At 62.8% G+C, this 18,342-nt stretch carries 20 protein-coding genes and 1 riboswitch; of the genes, 7 read left to right on the top strand and 13 right to left on the bottom strand.

Annotated elements, in window-relative coordinates:
• Positions 1 to 58: 58 nt before the first annotated feature.
• From thiQ to thiB, 3 genes are read right to left on the bottom strand one after another with little or no spacing between them, the layout of a single operon-like run.
• Positions 59 to 778, bottom strand: coding sequence for a thiamine ABC transporter ATP-binding protein (gene thiQ, locus PWG15_RS17960; RefSeq protein WP_275021875.1), 720 nt, complete (start codon positions 776 to 778; stop codon positions 59 to 61).
• The gene (thiP, locus tag PWG15_RS17955) at positions 775 to 2,379 is read right to left on the bottom strand and encodes a thiamine/thiamine pyrophosphate ABC transporter permease ThiP (protein WP_275021874.1); all 1,605 of its coding nucleotides are present in this window, start codon (positions 2,377 to 2,379) and stop codon (positions 775 to 777) included. Before thiP ends, thiQ begins: the two co-directional genes overlap by 4 nt.
• 31 nt (positions 2,380 to 2,410) lie before the next feature.
• Positions 2,411 to 3,439, bottom strand: coding sequence for a thiamine ABC transporter substrate binding subunit (thiB, locus tag PWG15_RS17950; RefSeq protein ID WP_275021872.1), 1,029 nt, complete (start codon positions 3,437 to 3,439; stop codon positions 2,411 to 2,413).
• Between the two features lie 51 nt (positions 3,440 to 3,490).
• Positions 3,491 to 3,608: riboswitch (TPP riboswitch) on the bottom strand.
• A gap of 137 nt (positions 3,609 to 3,745) precedes the next feature.
• On the opposite strand from thiB, the gene PWG15_RS17945 reads away from it, so the two are divergent.
• From PWG15_RS17945 to PWG15_RS17925, 5 genes are all read left to right on the top strand, one after another.
• Positions 3,746 to 4,231: a GNAT family N-acetyltransferase gene (locus PWG15_RS17945; protein WP_275021871.1), complete on the top strand. Its 486-nt coding sequence runs from the start codon at positions 3,746 to 3,748 to the stop codon at positions 4,229 to 4,231.
• A gap of 84 nt (positions 4,232 to 4,315) precedes the next feature.
• Positions 4,316 to 4,966: a thiamine diphosphokinase gene (locus tag PWG15_RS17940; protein WP_275021870.1), complete on the top strand. Its 651-nt coding sequence runs from the start codon at positions 4,316 to 4,318 to the stop codon at positions 4,964 to 4,966.
• 3 nt (positions 4,967 to 4,969) lie between these two features.
• Entirely contained in the window at positions 4,970 to 6,799 is a 1,830-nt protein-coding gene (locus tag PWG15_RS17935) for an ABC-F family ATP-binding cassette domain-containing protein (RefSeq protein ID WP_275021869.1), read from the top strand.
• A 76-nt stretch (positions 6,800 to 6,875) separates the two neighbouring features.
• Positions 6,876 to 7,379 (top strand): MarR family winged helix-turn-helix transcriptional regulator, encoded by a 504-nt coding sequence (locus PWG15_RS17930; protein ID WP_275021868.1) that lies wholly within the window; start codon positions 6,876 to 6,878, stop codon positions 7,377 to 7,379.
• On the top strand, positions 7,376 to 8,614 hold the full coding sequence (locus PWG15_RS17925) for a multidrug effflux MFS transporter (RefSeq protein ID WP_275021866.1): 1,239 nt from the start codon (positions 7,376 to 7,378) through the stop codon (positions 8,612 to 8,614). The genes PWG15_RS17930 and PWG15_RS17925 overlap by 4 nt, the downstream gene beginning before the upstream one ends.
• A gap of 62 nt (positions 8,615 to 8,676) precedes the next feature.
• Here PWG15_RS17925 and PWG15_RS17920 read toward each other — a convergent pair whose 3' ends face one another.
• Positions 8,677 to 9,894, bottom strand: coding sequence for an argininosuccinate synthase (locus tag PWG15_RS17920; protein WP_275021865.1), 1,218 nt, complete (start codon positions 9,892 to 9,894; stop codon positions 8,677 to 8,679).
• A 171-nt stretch (positions 9,895 to 10,065) separates the two neighbouring features.
• Between PWG15_RS17920 and PWG15_RS17915 the strand changes: the two genes are divergently transcribed.
• A complete protein-coding gene (locus PWG15_RS17915; protein ID WP_275021864.1) occupies positions 10,066 to 10,707 on the top strand; it encodes a LysE family translocator in 642 nt (213 codons plus the stop codon).
• Positions 10,708 to 10,964: 257 nt separating this feature from the next.
• Here the strand turns inward: PWG15_RS17915 and PWG15_RS17910 are convergent, their stop codons facing one another.
• From PWG15_RS17910 to PWG15_RS17875, 8 genes are all read right to left on the bottom strand, one after another.
• Positions 10,965 to 11,759 carry an ABC transporter ATP-binding protein gene (locus tag PWG15_RS17910; protein ID WP_275021862.1) on the bottom strand — a complete coding sequence of 265 codons (795 nt, stop codon included), beginning with the start codon at positions 11,757 to 11,759 and terminating at the stop codon, positions 10,965 to 10,967.
• Positions 11,756 to 12,634, bottom strand: coding sequence for an ABC transporter permease (locus PWG15_RS17905; protein ID WP_275021861.1), 879 nt, complete (start codon positions 12,632 to 12,634; stop codon positions 11,756 to 11,758). Before PWG15_RS17905 ends, PWG15_RS17910 begins: the two co-directional genes overlap by 4 nt.
• A gap of 221 nt (positions 12,635 to 12,855) precedes the next feature.
• Entirely contained in the window at positions 12,856 to 13,809 is a 954-nt protein-coding gene (locus PWG15_RS17900; protein ID WP_275021860.1) for an ABC transporter substrate-binding protein, read from the bottom strand.
• Positions 13,810 to 13,953: 144 nt separating this feature from the next.
• The gene (rlmN, locus tag PWG15_RS17895; RefSeq protein WP_275021859.1) at positions 13,954 to 15,189 is read right to left on the bottom strand and encodes a dual-specificity RNA methyltransferase RlmN; all 1,236 of its coding nucleotides are present in this window, start codon (positions 15,187 to 15,189) and stop codon (positions 13,954 to 13,956) included.
• Positions 15,190 to 15,418: 229 nt separating this feature from the next.
• Entirely contained in the window at positions 15,419 to 15,922 is a 504-nt protein-coding gene (locus tag PWG15_RS17890; RefSeq protein WP_275021857.1) for an invasion associated locus B family protein, read from the bottom strand.
• 90 nt (positions 15,923 to 16,012) lie between these two features.
• On the bottom strand, positions 16,013 to 16,231 hold the full coding sequence (locus tag PWG15_RS17885; protein ID WP_275021855.1) for a hypothetical protein: 219 nt from the start codon (positions 16,229 to 16,231) through the stop codon (positions 16,013 to 16,015).
• Positions 16,232 to 16,315: 84 nt separating this feature from the next.
• Positions 16,316 to 16,693, bottom strand: a complete 378-nt coding sequence (locus tag PWG15_RS17880; RefSeq protein WP_275021854.1) for a YkvA family protein — start codon at positions 16,691 to 16,693, stop codon at positions 16,316 to 16,318.
• Positions 16,694 to 16,845: 152 nt separating this feature from the next.
• Entirely contained in the window at positions 16,846 to 17,163 is a 318-nt protein-coding gene (locus PWG15_RS17875) for a 4a-hydroxytetrahydrobiopterin dehydratase (protein WP_275021852.1), read from the bottom strand.
• An 87-nt stretch (positions 17,164 to 17,250) separates the two neighbouring features.
• Between PWG15_RS17875 and PWG15_RS17870 the strand changes: the two genes are divergently transcribed.
• A complete protein-coding gene (locus PWG15_RS17870; protein ID WP_275021851.1) occupies positions 17,251 to 17,727 on the top strand; it encodes a low molecular weight protein-tyrosine-phosphatase in 477 nt (158 codons plus the stop codon).
• Here PWG15_RS17870 and thpR read toward each other — a convergent pair.
• Positions 17,664 to 18,254, bottom strand: a complete 591-nt coding sequence (gene thpR, locus PWG15_RS17865; protein ID WP_275021850.1) for an RNA 2',3'-cyclic phosphodiesterase — start codon at positions 18,252 to 18,254, stop codon at positions 17,664 to 17,666. The genes PWG15_RS17870 and thpR overlap by 64 nt on opposite strands.
• Positions 18,255 to 18,342 lie beyond the last annotated feature (88 nt).

Here is an 18,342-nt window from a genome sequence, read left to right as displayed (position 1 = left end):
TGGCGCCGCGGTCAAATTGTGGCAATCGGTTGGGGGAGCAGAGAATCCGGCCCCACCTTCACGCGTTGCCAAGGAAGCGGTCGATTGCCGCATTGTCGCGCCGCTCCAGAAAGCGGTCGAGTGTATCGTGTGCAATGATACGCCCCTGGTCGAGAAAAAGCACGCTATCGGCCAGCGCTTTCACGTCTTCGGGATGGTGCGTGATCATCAGAATGGTGTTGCCTTCTTCCGCGTGCAACTCGCCAAGAAGCGCGCGCATGCCGGCGCGCATGCCGGGATCGAGGGCGGCAAAAGGTTCATCCAGCAAGAGCAGGGGGCGATGCCTCACAAGCGCACGGGCAAGGGCGACCCGCTGACGCTCGCCGCCGGAAAGCGTGGGCGGCAGTCGTCGTTCGAAGCCTTCGAGCCCTACGCGGCGAAGCGCTTCTTCGATCCTGTTGCGGTCTTCGTCCGTCAGGCGAAGTGTCGGGTTGATGCCGAGGCCGACATTGGTGGCGACATCGAGATGGGCGAAGAGATTGTTGTCCTGGAAAATCATCGAGACCGGGCGTTCCGAGGGTGCCCGGTTGTCAGCGTTCTCGTCGAGGATGCGGATCTCGCCATGGTCAGGGTCTTCAAAGCCTGCGATGAGGTGAAAGAGCGTCGACTTGCCGGAACCGGAGGCGCCGGCGACGGCGACGATGCCGCCGGCAGCAATTGTGCAATCGAAGTGTAGCGTGGTCGTTTCGAAACGAACCTCGACATTGCGCAATTCTATGGCAGCGGTGGACCTGGTCATGCTTTGCGTCCTTCCCGTCGGCGGTCGTCTTCCGCCGTGCCGAGGATGGTGAAGATCAGGCAGAGAAGCCCGAGGAAGAGGGCAAGGCCGGCCGCATCGGCAGTGCGATAGCTACCCATGCGGCTGTAGAGCAGCCAGGGAAGCGTTACCATGTCCTGCGAGCCGAACAGGGCGACGGCGCCAAGGTCGCCGAGAGACAGCGCCATGGCGAAGGAAAATGCCATCAGCAGCGGCCTTCGAAGCGCGGGAAGGTCGATCCATCGCAGGCGATGAAAGCCGCGGATGCCGAGGCTCGCCGTCAACCGTTCGGAACGTGCCGCGTGCGTTGCCATCGCCGGGGCAAGGATACGGTGGACGAAGGGCAGTGCCATCAGGGCATTGATCGCCACGACGATCACAGGCGCAAAGCGCGCGACATCACCGAAGGGGCGCAGAAGCAGAAACCAGCCGGCGCCAAGCACGACGGGCGGCACCAGCAGGATGAGCGAGGTGCTGGCGCCGATCGCACCGGCAAAACCGTGGGCGAGCGCGCCCGCATGGCGGGCCGCGGTGATTGTCGCTGCGGCGCGGATCATGACGGCTGCCATGGCGACGGAGGCAAGTGCAGAGGCAAGCGCGATCGCCGCACTCGTCATCAGTGCCCTGTGGACGTTCGGATCGCGCGCAAGCTTCAGAAGATCGGCCTGCATGCCGGAGATGACCACCGCAACCAGCGGGGCGAGGAGGAAGAGCAGTGCCAGGATGATCCAGGCGGTGTCGTTGAGGCGCGCCAGTGTCCTTGCGCCATCGAAGCGTCGAACGGTTCGCCCGCCGGTCATGCCCTCTTCCGGCTCCGTTGCCAGACGTCTGAGAATGAGAAACAGGACGCCGGTCATGGCGATCTGCAGGCCGGACAGCGCGATGGCGCGCGGCGGATCGAAATCGAAGCGCAGCGCCTGATAGATCGCGACCTCGATGGTGCTGGCCGCAGGCCCACCGCCAAGCGTCAGCACCAGCGTGAAGCTGGTGGCGCAGAGCATGAAGACGAGGCCGGCCGCACCCGGCAGCAGGCCGCGCAGGACAGGCCATTCGATGAAGCGGAAGAGCGAGCGGGACGGCATGCCGAGATTGGCAGCGCTACGCCAGTATTCGGCGGGAATACGCTCAAGCCCGGCCAGAAACAGGCGCGCCGCAAGCGGCATATTGAAGAAGACATGGGCGATGAGGATGCCGAACAGGCCATAGATGCTGATCGGCTGCTCGAGGCCGAGCCAACGCAGGCCGGAGTTGAGGAAACCCTGGCGCCCCCAGATCTCGATCAGCCCGAGTGCGCCGACGAGAACGGGCAGGCCGAGCGGCAGCGCCATCAGCCGCAACAGCCAGATCCGGCCGAAAAACTGCGGCCGCCGCGCGAGCGCCCGCGCCACAGGGATCGCGAACAGTACGGACAGCAGCGTGGAAAGGCTTGCCTGCAACAGCGTGAAGCGGGTGACGCGCCAGATATAGGCGTCGAACAGAGTACTTTCGTCCGTGCCGCCGGTCTGGGCGAGCAAGGCTGCGACAGCCAGGCCGACGAAGAGCAGGAAGGCGCCGAGGCAAAATGCCCCGGCGACAACAGTCATGCGGTTTTCGCGAAGTGCGAACAATCCGGCCTCAGTTCTTGCTCATCGCGGCAAGCCACTCGTCGATCCAGACCTTGCGGTTCTTCGCGACCTCTTCCGACGGCAGCAGGAAGGTCTTTTCCGGATTGACCAGCTTGTTGAAGGCGTCCGGCAGCGGTTCGCTGGTGGCGCCGACCGGCATCATCCAGTTGGTCGTCGGGATGATCGACTGGAATTCCGGTCCGGTCATGAAGCTCAGAAACTGTTTTGCCAGTTCTGGCTCCTTGGCATTCTTGGTCATGCCGGCGACCTCGATCTGGATGTAGTGCCCCTCGGAGAAGGCCGCAGCCTGGTAGCGCTCGGTGTTCTCCGCGACCATGTGGTAGGCCGGCGAGGTGGTGTAGGAGAGCACCATCGGCGCCTCACCCTTCGTGAAGAGGCCGTAGGCTTCCGACCAGCCGGGGGTGACGGTCAGAACGCGGTCCTTGAGCTTGGCCCACGCAGCGCCTGCCTCGTCGCCATAGACGGCCTTGACCCAGAGCAGCAGGCCGAGCCCCGGCGTCGAGGTGCGCGGATCCTCGATGACGATCTTCTGCGACGCGTCGCCTTCGACCAGCTCCTTGAGGCTCTTCGGCGGCGTCTTCAGCGTTTCGGTATCGTAGACGATAGCGAAGTGGCCGTAGTCATAGGGCAGGAAGGTATCGTCGGAGAAGCCGCCCGGAACCTTCAGATCCTTGGCGTCGACGCCGTGCGGCGCGAAGAAGCCGGTCGCCTTGGCTTCGGCAACAAGATTGGTGTCGAGACCGAGCACGATGTCGGCCTTCGAGGCTTCGCCTTCGAGCTTCAGACGGGTGAGCAGCTCGACGCCGTCGGCAACGCCGACATAGTTGACCTTGCATTCGCAGGTTTTCTCGAAGGCTTCCGCGACCTTGGCGCCCGGGCCCCATTCGGTGATGAAGCTCTCATAGGTGTAGACCGTCAACGTCTTGTCGGCAGCGGCCGCGGCGCCGACGAAAACTAGGCTTGCAGCCGCGGCCAGAGCTAGCCGGCTAAACAATTTGAGTTGCGATGAATTGGACATGGCGAGCACCTCTCTCCCAAAGTTCGTTGTTGCATGGGAAAAGGGCGTATCGATCCGATCGCGTCTAATCCCTCCGCCGGTATGAGCCGGATCAGGTTCCGCGGGTTGGCGTTTCACGCCTCTCAGCCTCCGGCCGCTTCGCGGTCGGGAGGCACCCCGTTAGAGCGGCAAGAGATTTACCGCTAGGTTGGTTCGGTGGCAAGCGATGTTTGGGGCTAGTCGCGAGCGGCGCTTTGATCAGTGCAGTGGCTTGTGTTTGCGTAAGCCGCCGACTGCGCTACACAACTGCAACGAGGAGGAAACGCCATGCCAGATATGCTCGTTCGACTTTATGCCCTGCCTGCGCAGTCCCAATCACGGCTCGGTGCGGGTATCAGCATTCGCCGCGCCATGGCGCCGGAGCGCCGCCTCGTTGTCTCCTGGATCGAGAAGACTTTTGGAGCCGGCTGGGCAGGGGAGGCGGAGGCGGCCTTTTCCTCGACTCCGACGCGCATCCACATCGCCGTGCACGACGAAAAGATCGTCGGCTTTGCCTGCCATGACGTAACCGCACTCGGCTTCTTCGGGCCAACGGGCGTCGACGAAAACATGCGCGGGCAGGGCATCGGTGAGGCGCTGCTGATCGAAAGCCTGACGGCGATGCGCGAGACCGGCTATGGCTACGCGGTGATCGGCGGGGTCGGGCCGGCGAAGTTCTACGAGCGGGTGGCCGGTGCAATCGAGATTCCGGATTCGACACCGGGTATCTATGCCGGCATGCTGTTTCCCGATCCGGTGCCGGAAGGCCACTGACGGCTTTCGCAAATTCTTTAGATCCGGCCGTCCAACGGTTTTCTTCGTTTTCCTTCCGCGGTCCTTTGCGCTATGGGCTTTGCCATGGCTCGATCGACCTTCACCATTCTGCTTGGCGGCGCCCTTTCGGCGACCGACCGGCTGACACGCCAGCTCAGCGGAAGCCGCTTCGTCGCGGCGGATGGCGGCATGCGGCACGCGCGTTTGCTTGGCGTGACGCCCGATGTCTGGGTCGGCGATTTCGACTCGACCGAAGACGCCCTGCTTTCCGAGTTTGCCTCGGTTCCACGCGAACCCTATCCGGCGGCCAAGGCGGCGACCGATGGCGAGATCGCGGTCGAGGCGGCGCTCTCGCGTGGTGCCGACAACCTGATCTTTGCCGGCGCGCTCGGCGGAACGCGCAGCGACCATGCCTTCCTGCACCTGTTGCAAGCCGTTGCGCTTGCCGAACGTGGTCTCTCGGTCCTGATGACCTCGGGTGAGGAGGAGGCCTATCCGCTGCTTGCCGGTGCGCTCGAGCTCGACTTGCCGAAGGGTTGCCTGTTCTCCGTGCTGGGATTGACGGAGCTTGACGGTCTTTCGATCGTCAATGCGCGTTACCCGCTCGACGATTTCACTTTGCCGTTCGGCTCGTCCCGAACCGTTTCCAACGTCGCGGAGGGTCCCCTCCGCTTCACTCTCAAGAGCGGCCGCGCCATCGTGCTCGCCCGCCCCTATGATCTTTCCGGAGCCTGAGCCTTGGCGCCTCCCATTCTGAAACTCGACGATATCTTCCTCACCTTTGGTGGCGCACCGCTTCTGGCCGGCGCCAACCTGCAAGTTGAGCCGGGCGACCGCATCTGCCTGGTCGGCCGCAACGGCTCGGGCAAGTCGACGCTGATGAAGATCGCCGCGGGACTTGCAGAGGCGCAGTCGGGCGAGGTGTTCCGCCACCCCTCCGCGACCATCCGCTATCTGCACCAGGCACCGGATTTCGACGGCTACGACACGGTGCAGGCCTATGCCGAGGCGGGTCTTGGTCCGAGCGATGATCCCTATCGTGTCGCCTATCTGCTGCAGCATCTCGGTCTCACCGGCGAAGAGGACCCGAAGCGGCTCTCCGGCGGCGAGGCGCGCCGCGCGGCATTGGCGCGCGTCATGGCGCCTGAGCCGGATATCCTCCTGCTTGACGAGCCGACCAACCATCTCGACCTGCCGACGATCGAATGGCTGGAAGACGAGTTGACCCGCAGCCGCTCGGCGCTTGTGCTGATTTCGCACGACCGGCGTTTTCTGGAGAAGGTGTCGACCGCGACCGTCTGGCTCGATCGTGGCCAGTCGCGCCGGCTCGATCGCGGTTTTGCGCATTTCGAAGCGTGGCGCGACGAGGTACTCGAGGCCGAGGAACTGGAACAGCACAAGCTCGGCAAGGCGATCGAGCGCGAGGAGCACTGGCTGCGTTACGGCGTGACCGCGCGGCGCAAGCGCAACATGCGCCGGCTCGGCGAGCTGCAGACCATGCGGGCGACCTATCGCGGCCACAAGGGGCCGCAGGGCACCGTTCAAGCGACTGCCGCCGACGCCAAGGAATCCGGCAAGCTGGTGATCGAGGCGGAGAAGATCAGCAAGGCCTATGGCGACCGCACCATCGTTGCGCCCTTCTCGATCCGCGTGCACCGGGGCGACCGCATTGGTCTCGTCGGCCCGAACGGCGCCGGCAAGACGACGCTTCTGAAGATGCTGACCGGTCAGATCGAGCCGGACGCGGGAACAGTGAAGCTCGGCACCAATCTCGAAATGGCGACGCTCGACCAGAAGCGCGAAGACCTCAATCTCGACGACACTCTGGCGCATTACCTGACAGACGGACGCGGCGACAACCTGCTCGTCAACGGCGAGCAGCGTCACGTCACCGGTTACATGAAGGATTTCCTGTTCCAGCCGGAGCAGGCGCGAACCCCGATCCGCGAGCTCTCGGGTGGCGAGCGTGCTCGGCTGATGCTGGCGCGCATCCTGTCGCGGGCGACCAACCTCTTGATCCTCGACGAGCCGACCAACGACCTCGACATCGAAACGCTCGACCTGTTGCAGGAAATCGTCGCCGGCTTTGCCGGTACGGTTATCCTCGTCAGCCACGACCGTGACTTCCTCGACCGTACCGTCACCTCGACGATCGCGCCGGCAAACCCCGAGGAGCCGGACGGCCGTTGGATCGAATATGCCGGCGGCTATTCCGACATGATGGCGCAGCGCAAGGGCGCAATCGAAGAGAAGCGCAAGGCGGAGAAGGCTGAAAAGGCCAAGGCGAGCGAAACGGCCGGACCCGCTGCCGATGCACCGAAGGCGGCCAAGGGCAAGCTCTCCTACAAGCAGAAGTTCGCGCTCGAAAACCTGCCGAAGGAGATCGCCAAGGCGGAGGCCGAGGCGGCCAAGCGCGAAGAAAAGATGGCCGATCCCAACCTCTTCACAAAAGATCCAAACGCCTTTGCGAAGCTGGCGCAGGAACTGGAGAAGCTGCGTGCGGATCTCGCTCGCATGGAGGAAGAGTGGCTGGAGCTCGAGATGCTGCGCGAGGAGCTGGAAGGCTAGCTGCAACCAGTGACGCGTTGAACGGCGGCGGGAGATATGGTAAGCAAAACTTATTATATCATTTGTGAACGACCTTATGCCTTTCAAACTCGAATCCGAAACCATCGGAATGCTGCTCACGGACGTCTCGCGCCTTTTGCGCGGGGCTTTCGACCGCAAGGTCAATGCCATGGATCTGGGCATCACGCCCGGCGAGGCGCGCACGCTGATCCAGGTGGCGCTGACAGAAGGCATCAAGCAGGCTGAGATCGCGACCCGCATGGGGATCGAGCCGATGACGCTTTCGGCCTATCTCGACCGGCTGGAGGCGATGGGCCTTGTTGCCCGCGTGCCGGATCCTGCGGACCGCCGCGCCAAGAACGTCGTGATCACCGAGAAGGCCGGTCCGCTGCTCACCGAGCTGATGACGGGGCTCAGGGAGATGATGAACGCCTATACCGCAGGGCTCGACGAGGCGACGCGCGAAGTTCTCTGCGCCAACTTGCGCATCCTGCGCGACAACCTGCGTGAGCTTGATCCGTGCCTTGCCGGCAAGGAAACCGGCGAGAAGCCCGAGGGTAAGTCCGGAGCCGCGCAATGACGCGTCGCATGAGCGAGCGGCGCACCAGCATCATCGGGGCGTTCCTGGTGGCGCTCGGGCCTGTTTCCATGGCGCTCTATACGCCAGCCATGCCGGAGCTGGTGCGTGCCTTCTCCTCGAGCGAGGCGGCGATTAAGATGACGCTGTCGCTCTATTTCGCCGGTTTCGCCTTTGCCCAGCTCGTCTCCGGCACGCTCTCCGACGTCATCGGGCGACGGCGCGCGACGCTGATCTTCATGGCGATCTATCTCGTCGGCAGCCTGATGGCGGCTTTTGCGCCGTCGGTTGCGGTGCTTTTGGCCGGGCGGCTCGTACAGGGCATCGGTGCTTCCGTCGGCATGACGGTAGCGCGGGCGATCGTGCGGGACCAGTTCACCGGGACGGAGGCGGCGCGGATCATGAACATGATCGGCATGATGCTGGCGCTTGGACCCGCGGTGTCGCCGACGCTTGGCGGTCTGGCGCTCGGCCTTTTCGGCTGGCAATCGATCTTTTTCCTGATGGTTGGTTTTGCCGCCATGGCCTGTTTCACCGTGCAGTTCTTCATGGCGGAGACGTCGACGCCCGATCGGGCCAAGGGCCATCTGAGGCCGATCCTTACTGCCTATCGACGCCTGGTCAGCGACAGCCGCTTCATCTCCTCGACGCTGGTCATCGGCGGTGCGGTCGGCGCGCTCTATGCCTGGGCGACGATGCTGCCCTTCGTGCTGATCAACGAAGTCGGCCTGACGCCGACGGAATTCGGCGTCGGCATGCTGATGCAGTCGGGTCTGTTCTTTTCCGGAACTGTGGTGGTGCGGCTCTTGATGCGCCGCTTCACACCACAGGCGCTGGTGCCGGCAGGCCTCGTCTTCATCGGTCTAGCCAGCCTCGTCCTTGCCTATAGCATGCACGCGCTCTCGCCGAGCTTCCTCTCGGTCATGCTGCCGATCGGCATCTATGCTTTCGGCATCGCCTTCGTCATGCCCTATATGATGACGGCGGCGATGGCACCTTTCCCGGATATCGCCGGCACCGCTTCGGCGATGATGGGCTTCGTCCAGATGGGCTCAGGGCTGCTCGGCGGGGCGATTGCCGCTGCCGTTGGAGTTCCGGTGCTGGCGCTTGGCACGATCATCCCGAGCTTCGGTCTCGTCTGCATCCTCAGCTATGTCTGGTATCGCCGGACCGTGCGGTTGAAGCCGCTGGCGGTGGCCGTTGACCGCGAGGATCCGCTGCCGGAAGCGGCGGAGTAGCCGGTACAAAAAAGCCTCCGCGAACGGGTCGCGGAGGCTTTTTTATTTTCAGCAGACGGATCTTAGCGGTTGCGCGCGGCGAGCGTGCGCAGACGCAACGCGTTGAGCTTGATGAAGCCGGCTGCATCCTTCTGGTCGTAGGCGCCCTGGTCGTCCTCGAAGGTGACGAGCTTGTCGGAATAGAGCGACTTCGGGCTTTCACGGCCGGTGACCATGACATTGCCCTTGTAGAGCTTCAGCGTCACTTCGCCTTCGACATGCTCCTGGCTCTTGTCGATTGCCGCCTGCAGCATTTCTCGCTCCGGCGAGAACCAGAAGCCGTAATAGATCAGCTCGGCATAACGCGGCATCAGCTCGTCCTTGAGGTGTGCAGCACCGCGGTCGAGCGTGATCGATTCAATCGCGCGGTGAGCAGAAAGCAGGATCGTGCCGCCGGGGGTCTCGTAGACGCCGCGCGACTTCATGCCGACGAAGCGGTTCTCAACGAGGTCGAGGCGGCCGATGCCGTTGTCGCGGCCATAGTCGTTGAGCTTGGCAAGCAGGGTTGCCGGCGACAGGCGCACGCCGTTGATCGAGACGGCGTCACCGCGCTCGAAGCCGATCTTGATGACGGTTGCCTTGTCGGGCGCGGCTTCCGGCGAAATCGTGCGCATGTGCACGTATTCCGGAGCTTCCTGGGCCGGATCTTCGAGAACCTTGCCCTCCGATGAGGAGTGCAGCAGGTTGGCGTCGACGGAGAACGGCGCTTCGCCCTTCTTGTCCTTGGCAACCGGGATCTGGTGCTTCTCGGCGAATTCGAGCAGGTCGGTGCGGCTCTTGAACGACCAGTCGCGCCAGGGCGCGATGATCTTGATGTCGGGGTTCAGCGCGTAGGCCGAGAGTTCGAAACGAACCTGGTCGTTGCCCTTGCCGGTGGCGCCGTGGGCGATCGCGTCGGCGCCGGTCTTCTTGGCGATGTCGATCAGATGCTTGGAGATCAGCGGCCGGGCGATCGAAGTGCCGAGCAGGTAGACGCCTTCATAGACGGCGTTGGCGCGGAACATCGGGAAGACGAAATCCTTGACGAATTCCTCGCGGACATCCTCGATGTAGATCTCCTTGATGCCGAGCATCTCGGCCTTCTTGCGCGCCGGCTCGAGCTCTTCGCCCTGGCCGAGGTCGGCCGTGAAGGTGACGACTTCCGCACCGAGTTCGGTCTGCAGCCACTTCAGGATGATCGAGGTGTCGAGACCGCCCGAGTAGGCGAGAACGACCTTTTTCACGTCTTTATGCGATGCCATGGTTTCCGTCCGTCTGGTCTTGGGGAGGGCGGCGATGCCGCGTGCAAATCTGCGGCACTTTAGCCAGAACCTGCGGCGATACAAGCTCTAGAACGCCTGACGGAGCGAATCCGCTGGCAAAAGCAGAAGTGCGGCGTTAGAGGGAGCGATCCTGCGCCGAGGAGACCGACGATGGACTTCATTCCCAGCCTGCCGATCCTTGCCACCTTCGCGGCTGCGACGCTGCTTCTGGCGGCGACGCCCGGCCCGGACATGACGCTATCGATCAGCCGCGCGCTGGCCCAGGGCAAGAAGGCAGCGCTCTTCGTCGTGCTTGGTACCAGCTTCGGCATCGTCGTTCATACGCTTCTGGTCGCCTTCGGCATTTCGGCGCTGATCACCGCCTCGCCTACCGCCTTTACCATCCTCAAGACCGGTGGCGCCGCCTATCTGCTGTGGCTTGCCATCCAGGCGATCCGCTTCGGTTCCAGCATTTCGGTGCAGAAGGTTGAGGTGACGGAGGGTACGGCGTTTGCCAACATCTCCGCCGGCTTCTGGGTGAACCTCTTGAACCCCAAGGTCATCATCTTCTTCATGACCTTCCTGCCGCAATTCGTCAGCGCCGACGATCCGTCGGTCACTGGCAAGCTCCTGTTCCTCGGGCTGTTCTTCATCACCATCGGCATGCCGGTCAACATGCTGGTCGTCTTCGCCGCCGACTGGCTGGCCTCCTGGCTTCAACGAAACAAGGGTGTCATGCGGGCGCTCGACTTCAGCTTCGCCGGGGTCTTCTCGGTGTTTGCGGTGAAGATCTTTATGACGACGGCGCGGTAAGACGCGTTTTCGGGGGCTTGTCCCTCATCTGCCTGCCGGCATCTTCTCCCCGCAGGCGGGGAGAACGCGTGCTGCAGCGTTGGCGCCAGAAGATTGCAGCCGGAGTAGTTTCGAAACGTAAGAATGGCTCATCAGTTGCGAGCTAGGCGGGGGTCTGAAGAGGGATGGTGCGGGTGCCGCACGCTCTCTTCTCCCCGTCTCTACGGGGAGAAGATGCCGGCAGGCAGATGAGGGGCAGGCTTCTGAGAGACTCGAGATCAGCCGATCAGCAGCGCGTCGTCGTCGAGCGTCTGGCCGCGGATGCGGCGGAACATGGCAATCAGGTCCTCGACCTGCAGTTCCTTGCGGCTGTCGCCGGCGACGTCGAGAACGATCTCGCCGCCATGCAGCATGATGGTGCGGTGGCCGTAATCGAGCGCCTGGCGCATCGAGTGCGTCACCATCATCGTCGTGAGCTTGCGCTCGGAAACGATCTTCTGGGTAAGGTTCATCACGAACTCGGCCATGCCCGGGTCGAGTGCGGCCGTATGCTCATCGAGCAGTAGAACTTCAGAACCGGCGAGCGTTGCCATGACCAGTGAAACCGCCTGGCGCTGGCCACCGGACAGAAGGTCCATGCGGTCGCCCATGCGGTTTTCGAGGCCGAGGTTGAGTTCGGCGATGCGCTCGCGGAAATGCTCGCGACGCTTGGGGCCGAGCGCTGCGGTCAGGCCGCGCGCTTCGCCACGCTTGGCGGCAAGCGCCAGGTTTTCCTCGATCGACAGTGCGCCGCAGCTTCCGGTCAAGGGATCCTGGAAGACGCGGGCGACGAGGCCCGCGCGGGCAGCGGTGCCTTTACGGCTGACATCGGTCTTGCCGATCATCACTTGGCCGGCACTCGGCAAAACGTCGCCGGCGAGCACGCCGAGCAGCGTCGATTTGCCAGCACCGTTGGAGCCGATGACAGTGACGAAGGAGCCCTGCTCGATCGTCAGGCTGACACCGTTCAGCGCCTGCTTCTGCAGCGGCGTGCCCTTGCCGAAGATAACCTGGATGTTGTTGACGCTGATCATGCCGCACCTCCACGACGCAGGCGGGGAAGGACAAGGGCAAAGGTCACGAGTGCGGCCGTCACGAAGTTGAGGTCGGAAGCCTGCAGTCCGAGCATGTCGGTCGACAGCGCCAACTGGATGGCGATGCGGTAGAGGATCGAGCCGAGCACGCAGCCGATCAGCGCGATCAGGATGCCGCGGGCGCCAAGCAGCGTTTCGCCGATGATGACAGCAGCAAGACCGACGACGATGGTGCCCACGCCCGAGGTGACGTCGGCAAAGCCGTTGGTCTGGGCAAAAAGCGCGCCGCCAAGCGCCACCAGCGCGTTGGAGATCGCCATGCCGAGATAGATCTGGCGGTTGGTGTCGACGCCTTGGGCGCGGGCCATGCGGGCGTTGGCGCCGGTGGCGCGCATCGCCAGACCGGCATCGCTTTCAAGGAAGCGCCAGACGACGATGATCGCGATGATGACCAGAACGCCGATGAACAGCGGCCGGACGTAGAAATCGCGAAGGCCGAGGCCGTAGAAGGGCGACAGCATCGTATCGGCGTTGATCAGCGCGACGTTGGGCTTGCCCATGACGCGCAGATTGACCGAGAACAGCGCGATCATCGTCAGGATCGAGGCGAGCAGGTTGAGGATCTTGAAGCGCACATTGAGCATCGCCGTGACGATGCCGGCGGCAGCCCCCGCAACCATGGCGACGCCGGCCGCAAGCCACGGATTGACGCCGGCGATGATCAGCACGGCGGTGACGGCAGCGCCCAGCGGAAACGATCCGTCGACCGTCAGGTCGGGGAAATCGAGCACCCGGAAGGCGAGAAAGACGCCAAGGGCAACAAAGGCATAGACCAGCCCCAGTTCCACGGCTCCCCAGAAAGCGATGACACTCAACCCCAGACCCTCTTTTCTACGTGTCGCGCGTGCTTGTCTCTATGGGCGCGACGCTCTCGCCTGGCACACGGGGCCGTCGATGGCCGGGCGTGTGTGCGGCTTAGAATTTTGGAGCGGCCCCGGCATCCCCGGGGATTTCAGGGCCCTCATAGCGAACCGCCCCCGTATGGAACGGAGGCGGGCAAAACGCAACAAACTTGAACCTGAAAAGGCCGAAAGCCTTATTCAACAACGCGCGTTGCGCGCTTTACGACACTTTCGGGAAGGGTGACGCCCATTTTCTCGGCGGCCTTCTTGTTGATCACCAGGTCGGAACCGGCGGCAACCTTGACGGCGATATCGCCCGGGTTTTCGCCCTTGAGGATGCGCACGACCACTTCGCCGGTCTGCTTGCCGACGTCGTAGTAGTTGAAGCCGAGGGCTGCGAGCGAGCCGCGGGCAACCGAATCCGTGTCGGCGGTGAAGAGCGGCAGCTTGGCTTCTTCAGCGACGGCGACGGCGCCTTCGAGCGCGGAGATGATCGTGTTGTCGGTGGGCACGTAGATCGCATCGGCGCGGCCGACGAGCGCGCGGGCGGCACCCTGCACTTCAGCCGACTTGGTGGCGGCGGATTCGACCACGGTCAGGCCGGCCTTTTCGGCTTCGGCCTTGAGGACTGCGAGCAGCGAAACGGAGTTGGCTTCGCCCGAGTTGTAGAGGTAGCCGATCGACTTGGCGTTCGGCAGGATTTCCTTGATCAGCGCGACGTGCTCGGCAACCGGCGACATGTCCGAGAGGCCGGTGACGTTGCCGCCGGGCTTGTCCATGTCCTTGACGAGCTGCGCGCCGAGCGGGTCGGAAACGGCGGTGAAGACAACAGGGATATCACGGGTCGAGGAAACGACCGCCTGGGCGGACGGCGTCGAGATCGGCACGATCACGTTCGGAGCTTCGCCGGCGAACTGGCGGGCGATCTGGGCTGCGGTTGCCGGGTTGCCCTGGGCCGACTCGTAGATGAACTTGAGGTTTTCGCCTTCCTTGTAGCCGGCGGCGGCCAGCGCATCCTTCACGCCGTCGCGGGCAGCATCGAGCGCCGGATGCTCGACGATTGCGGTTACGGCGACGGTCACCTCATCGGCGCGGGCGGGGAGGGTGAATGCCACCGTGGCGGCAAGGGCGATGAGAAGTGAGCGCATGGGTTGTCCTCCGATTGATTTCCCGCCTTCTTTAAGAAACCGGAGGCATGAAATCAATCGATAGGAACTGCATCATCCATCAAAGTTCTTCATCGATGGCGCCAGGCCAGGAGCGAAGAACCGCCGCCGCGCGGGCGTTTCGCCTCAGTCCTCGCCGTGATTGGCGATCATCATCGCCTCGAAGGCGAGGCGGTCGACCTTGCGCATGCGCTCGGATTCCGACTTGAGCTGACCGCAAGCGGCGAGGATGTCGCGGCCGCGCGGCGTGCGGATCGGCGAGGCGTAGCCGGCCTGGTTGATGTAGTCGGCAAACTTCTCGATGTGCTCCCAGTCGGAACACTGGTAGTTGGTGCCCGGCCAGGGGTTGAAGGGAATGAGGTTGATCTTCGCCGGCACGCCCTTCAGGAGCTTCACCAGTTGCTTGGCGTCCTCGAGGCTGTCGTTGACGTCCTTCAGCATCACATATTCGAAGGTGATGCGTCGGGCGTTGGAAAGCCCCGGATAGGCGCGGCAGGCGTCCATCAGTTCCTTCAGCGGGTACTTCTTGTTGATCGGCACCAGCATGTCGCGCAGGTCGTCGCGTACCGCATGCAGCGAGATCGCCAGCATGACGCCGATTTCCTCGCCGGTGCGATAGATCTCCGGCACGATACCGGAGGTCGAAAGGGTGATGCGGCGCTTGGAGAGCGACAGACCCTCGCCGTCAGACGCGATCAGCAGCGCGGTCTTGACCTCTTCGAAATTATAGAGCGGCTCGCCCATGCCCATCATGACGATGTTGGTGATCTTGCGGCCTTCGGCCGGCACGATCGCGCCCTGCGGCGTGTCGCGTTCCGGGAAGTCGCCGAGCCGGTCGCGGGCGAGAAGCAGCTGCGCGAGGATTTCCTCGGCCGTCAGGTTGCGCACCAGCTTCTGCGTGCCGGTGTGACAGAAGGAGCAGGTGAGCGTGCAGCCGACCTGGCTCGAAATGCAGAGCGTGCCGCGGCCTTCTTCGGGAATGTAGACCGTCTCGATCTCGACCGGACGGCCGGCGCCGCGGGCCGGGAAACGCAGCAGCCACTTGCGGGTGCCGTCGCCGGAGATCTGCTCATCGACGATTTCGGGCCGGGCAATGGTGAAATGCTCTTTCAGCATTTCGCGCATGTCCTTCGACACGTTGGTCATATGGTCGAAGTCGGAGACGCCGCGCACATAGAGCCAGTGCCAGAGCTGGCTGACGCGCATCTTGACCTGCCGTTCCGGCACGCCCTTTTCGACAAGCGCCTTGGCCATGTCCTCGCGCAACAGACCGATCAGCGACGGCTTTTCCGCTTGGGGCGCTGCGCGCGCCTGCGGCGCCTTAGCAATCTCCACCCGGTTCAGAATTTCAGTGGCTGCCATGCTCATGATGTCCTGTCGTACAGCGTGAGGCGGTCCGGACGGCGGGTCCGGAATTCGTCCTGATGCGCGAATTGAAATCGGTCGAGCCATCGAAAGCGGCCAATCAGGGCGCGGAGGCTCTCAAGTTGAGCGGCCTTTAGCATTGTTTTGGCCCGGAGTCACGAGGCAGAGCCTTGAACGCAAAAGGCCGGCTTTGCAGCCGGCCCTGATTTCCGTCTTGCGAGCGGAATTACTTGCAGGCTTCGATCTGCTTCAGCGCAGCCGAGATACCCGAGAGCGAGTAGGAGTAGGAGGTTGCCGTGCCCCTGCGCGACTTGGCGTTGACCGACATCGCCTTGCCGGTCTTCATCGCGGCGACGAGGGCCGGTTCTTCCGCCGCGTTTTCCACCCAGGCCGAGTTGCCCTTGGTGAACATCACGAAGGTGCGGCCATCGATGACGACGTTGACCTTGGAGTTTTCCTGCAAGGGGTAACCCATCATCGCCTGCGGCTCATAGCTGATGTTCTGGCCGGGGCGCTGGGAAACGAGGAAGAAGATGTCGCCGTGGTCGATGCCAGCCGGGCTCTTTTCCTTCGGAACCGACAGCACGTAGCAAACCTTGCCACCGCCGGCGTTGTAGGAATAGGCGCCCCAGGCGTTGAACTGCTGGATGCGCGTCGGAGACTGGGCGGCAGCCATGCCGGCGGTCGCCAGAACGAGTGCGATTGCGGTTGCGATCTTTCTTACAAACATGAGGTCCTGCCGCTTTTCTTGCTCTTCGATCACCCGAAACAGGTCAGACGGGCGACGCGTAGTCATCATTTGAATTTGTTTTGACTTAATTCAGGTTACCAAACCGTCAACGATGGCCGAAAACCGCGGGTTTAGCCCCGAAACGGAGCGGTTTGCTCCATTGCCCAGCGCCTTTCGACCGATGATTCGCGCAATCGTCGAACCCAGGTCGATGCCGGATGCGCGGCACTTCGGAACGCTGCTCCAGAAGGATTCCTGCCCCAAGCTATTGAATGACGCCGACTCACCAAAGCGCATGACCGCCGTCATTCGCATGTCTATGCCACAAAGAATCGGGCAAGAGTTTGACTTTCGGGCAGGAATGGGGCGCCACAACCCGGAAGGCCGTCTCGTTCAGTCTTGCGCAGTGTCGGCAAGGGTTGCGTCGGCCTTGGTATAGTGCGTTTCCTTGATCTGGCCGCTGATGGCAGCGAAGGCTGCGGTCAGGACCGCGACGTCATCGGAGAAACCGACCACGGCCAGCACGTCCGGGATGATGTCGATTGGCAGTACGAAGTAGGCGAGTGCGGCAAGCAGGATGCCGCGGGTACGCGTCGGCGTCTGCGGATCGATCGCGCAATAATAAGCGGCGACGAGGTCACGGCTGAAAGGGATCTGGCGCGCGGCTCGGCGAAAGGTTGGCCAGAAACGGCGCTTCACACGCTTTTCCCTGCGCTCCTGCTCGGATTCTTCGCCAGGCAAGAGAATTTCACCGATCTTGATGTCGTCCATCGTCCCGCTTTCGCTGTTGCAGCGCTCTCAAAGCGAGTCGCGAACTTTCAGCTTCGCTCTTAACGCCTCGAGGATTTGATTTTGCGCATATCGTTACCGCAAAACCGCCTCGCACTTTTGCGCGATATGGTCTGATATGGGAATTGTGCGCCCTATTTCAAATGATCGGGCATGCGGCCGGCTGCTGCCTTATCCATTCGCCCCGCAAGCTTGAAGTCGAGCTCCGTCAGCCCGCCGGCGTCATGGGTCGTCAGGGTCACGTCGACGCGATTGTAGACGTTGAACCATTCGGGGTGATGGTTGAGCTTCTCGGCGACGATCGCGCACTCGGTCATGAAACCGAAGGCTTCGACGAAGTTCTTGAAGCGGAACGCCTTCCAGATCGAGTTGCCGTCTTCGGCTCGCACCCAGCCTTCCATCTTGTGCAGGTTTTCGGCAATCGCCGCCTCGTCAAGCTTCTCCACCGTCATCGTCTCTCTCCCTCACATTCGCCTGTTCGAAGGCCGAGCTGCCGCGTATAAGCCTGCATCATCTCCAGCACTGTCGAACTGAATAGCATGAAACCGGTCAGAGTTCTTTTCGTTTGTCTCGGCAATATCTGCCGGTCTCCGCTGGCCGAGGGCGTGTTGCGTGCGTTGGCGGAGCAAAAGGGATTGGCTCCGGCGCTAGAGGTGGATTCAGCGGGAACCGGCGCCTGGCATATCGGCGATCCGCCCGACAGCCGCTCGATAAAGGTGGCGCTGCGGCACGGGATCGATATCTCGGCCCTCAGCGGGCGCCAGGTCCGGCTGGAAGATTTCCGGGATTTCGACCTGCTCCTCGGCATGGACGAAAACAATGTCCGCACGCTCAAGCGGCAGGCACCTGAAGGCACGGCAGAGAAAGTGCACCTTTTTCTGCGCTACGCCTCAGGCCTCGGACAGGACGTGCCGGATCCCTATTACGACGGACCGGAAGCCTTCGAAGCGCTCTACCAGATGCTCGAAGCCGGGTGCTCGTCGTTGCTCGAGAGGTTCGGCGACCGGGCCTCGTGAAGCGGGAAAACCTCTTCTGTCAGATAGGGTCCGCCACCGACGGAATCTCGCGACGACAACAATACGAAGCGCGAGACCGTGAAGAGCGAAGTCATGAAATTGCCGCGTCCGGAGAGGTACTCGACCACATCCTCGACGCGGCTTGAGCGCAGCCGGCCGAGCGTCACGTGCGGCGTGAATTTGCGCGGATCCGGCCCGAGCCCGAGCCGTTGGCAGATGCGCTCGATCTCGGCCTGAAGGGCGTACATTTCCGGGTGGTTGCTGACGCCCGCCCAGACCGAATGCGGCTTCTTCGAGCCGAATGCGCCGGTGCCGGTCAGTTGCAGTTGGAATTCAGGACGTTCGATCCGGTCGAGCTTGTCGATGATCTCGTCGGCGGTGCGCCAGTCGACGTCACCGATGAAGCGCAAGGTGATGTGGTAGTTCTCCACATCTATCCAGCGAGCTCCGGGAAGTCCTCCGCGCAGCAACGAAAGACTCATTGCTGCATTGCGCGGAATTTCGAGGGCGGTGAATAGTCTCGGCATGGCGAGCTCCCCGAATCTCTTGCAGATGTCTCAGCGAATCACGCATCGAGTCTGCACGCAACTAGTATTTGACACTTACGAATATTAA

This window comes from Ensifer adhaerens, assembly GCF_028993555.1.
Lineage (GTDB): Bacteria > Pseudomonadota > Alphaproteobacteria > Rhizobiales > Rhizobiaceae > Ensifer > Ensifer adhaerens_I.
Note: the sequence above shows the minus strand (reverse complement) of the source record. Positions and strands in the feature narration are given on the sequence as shown.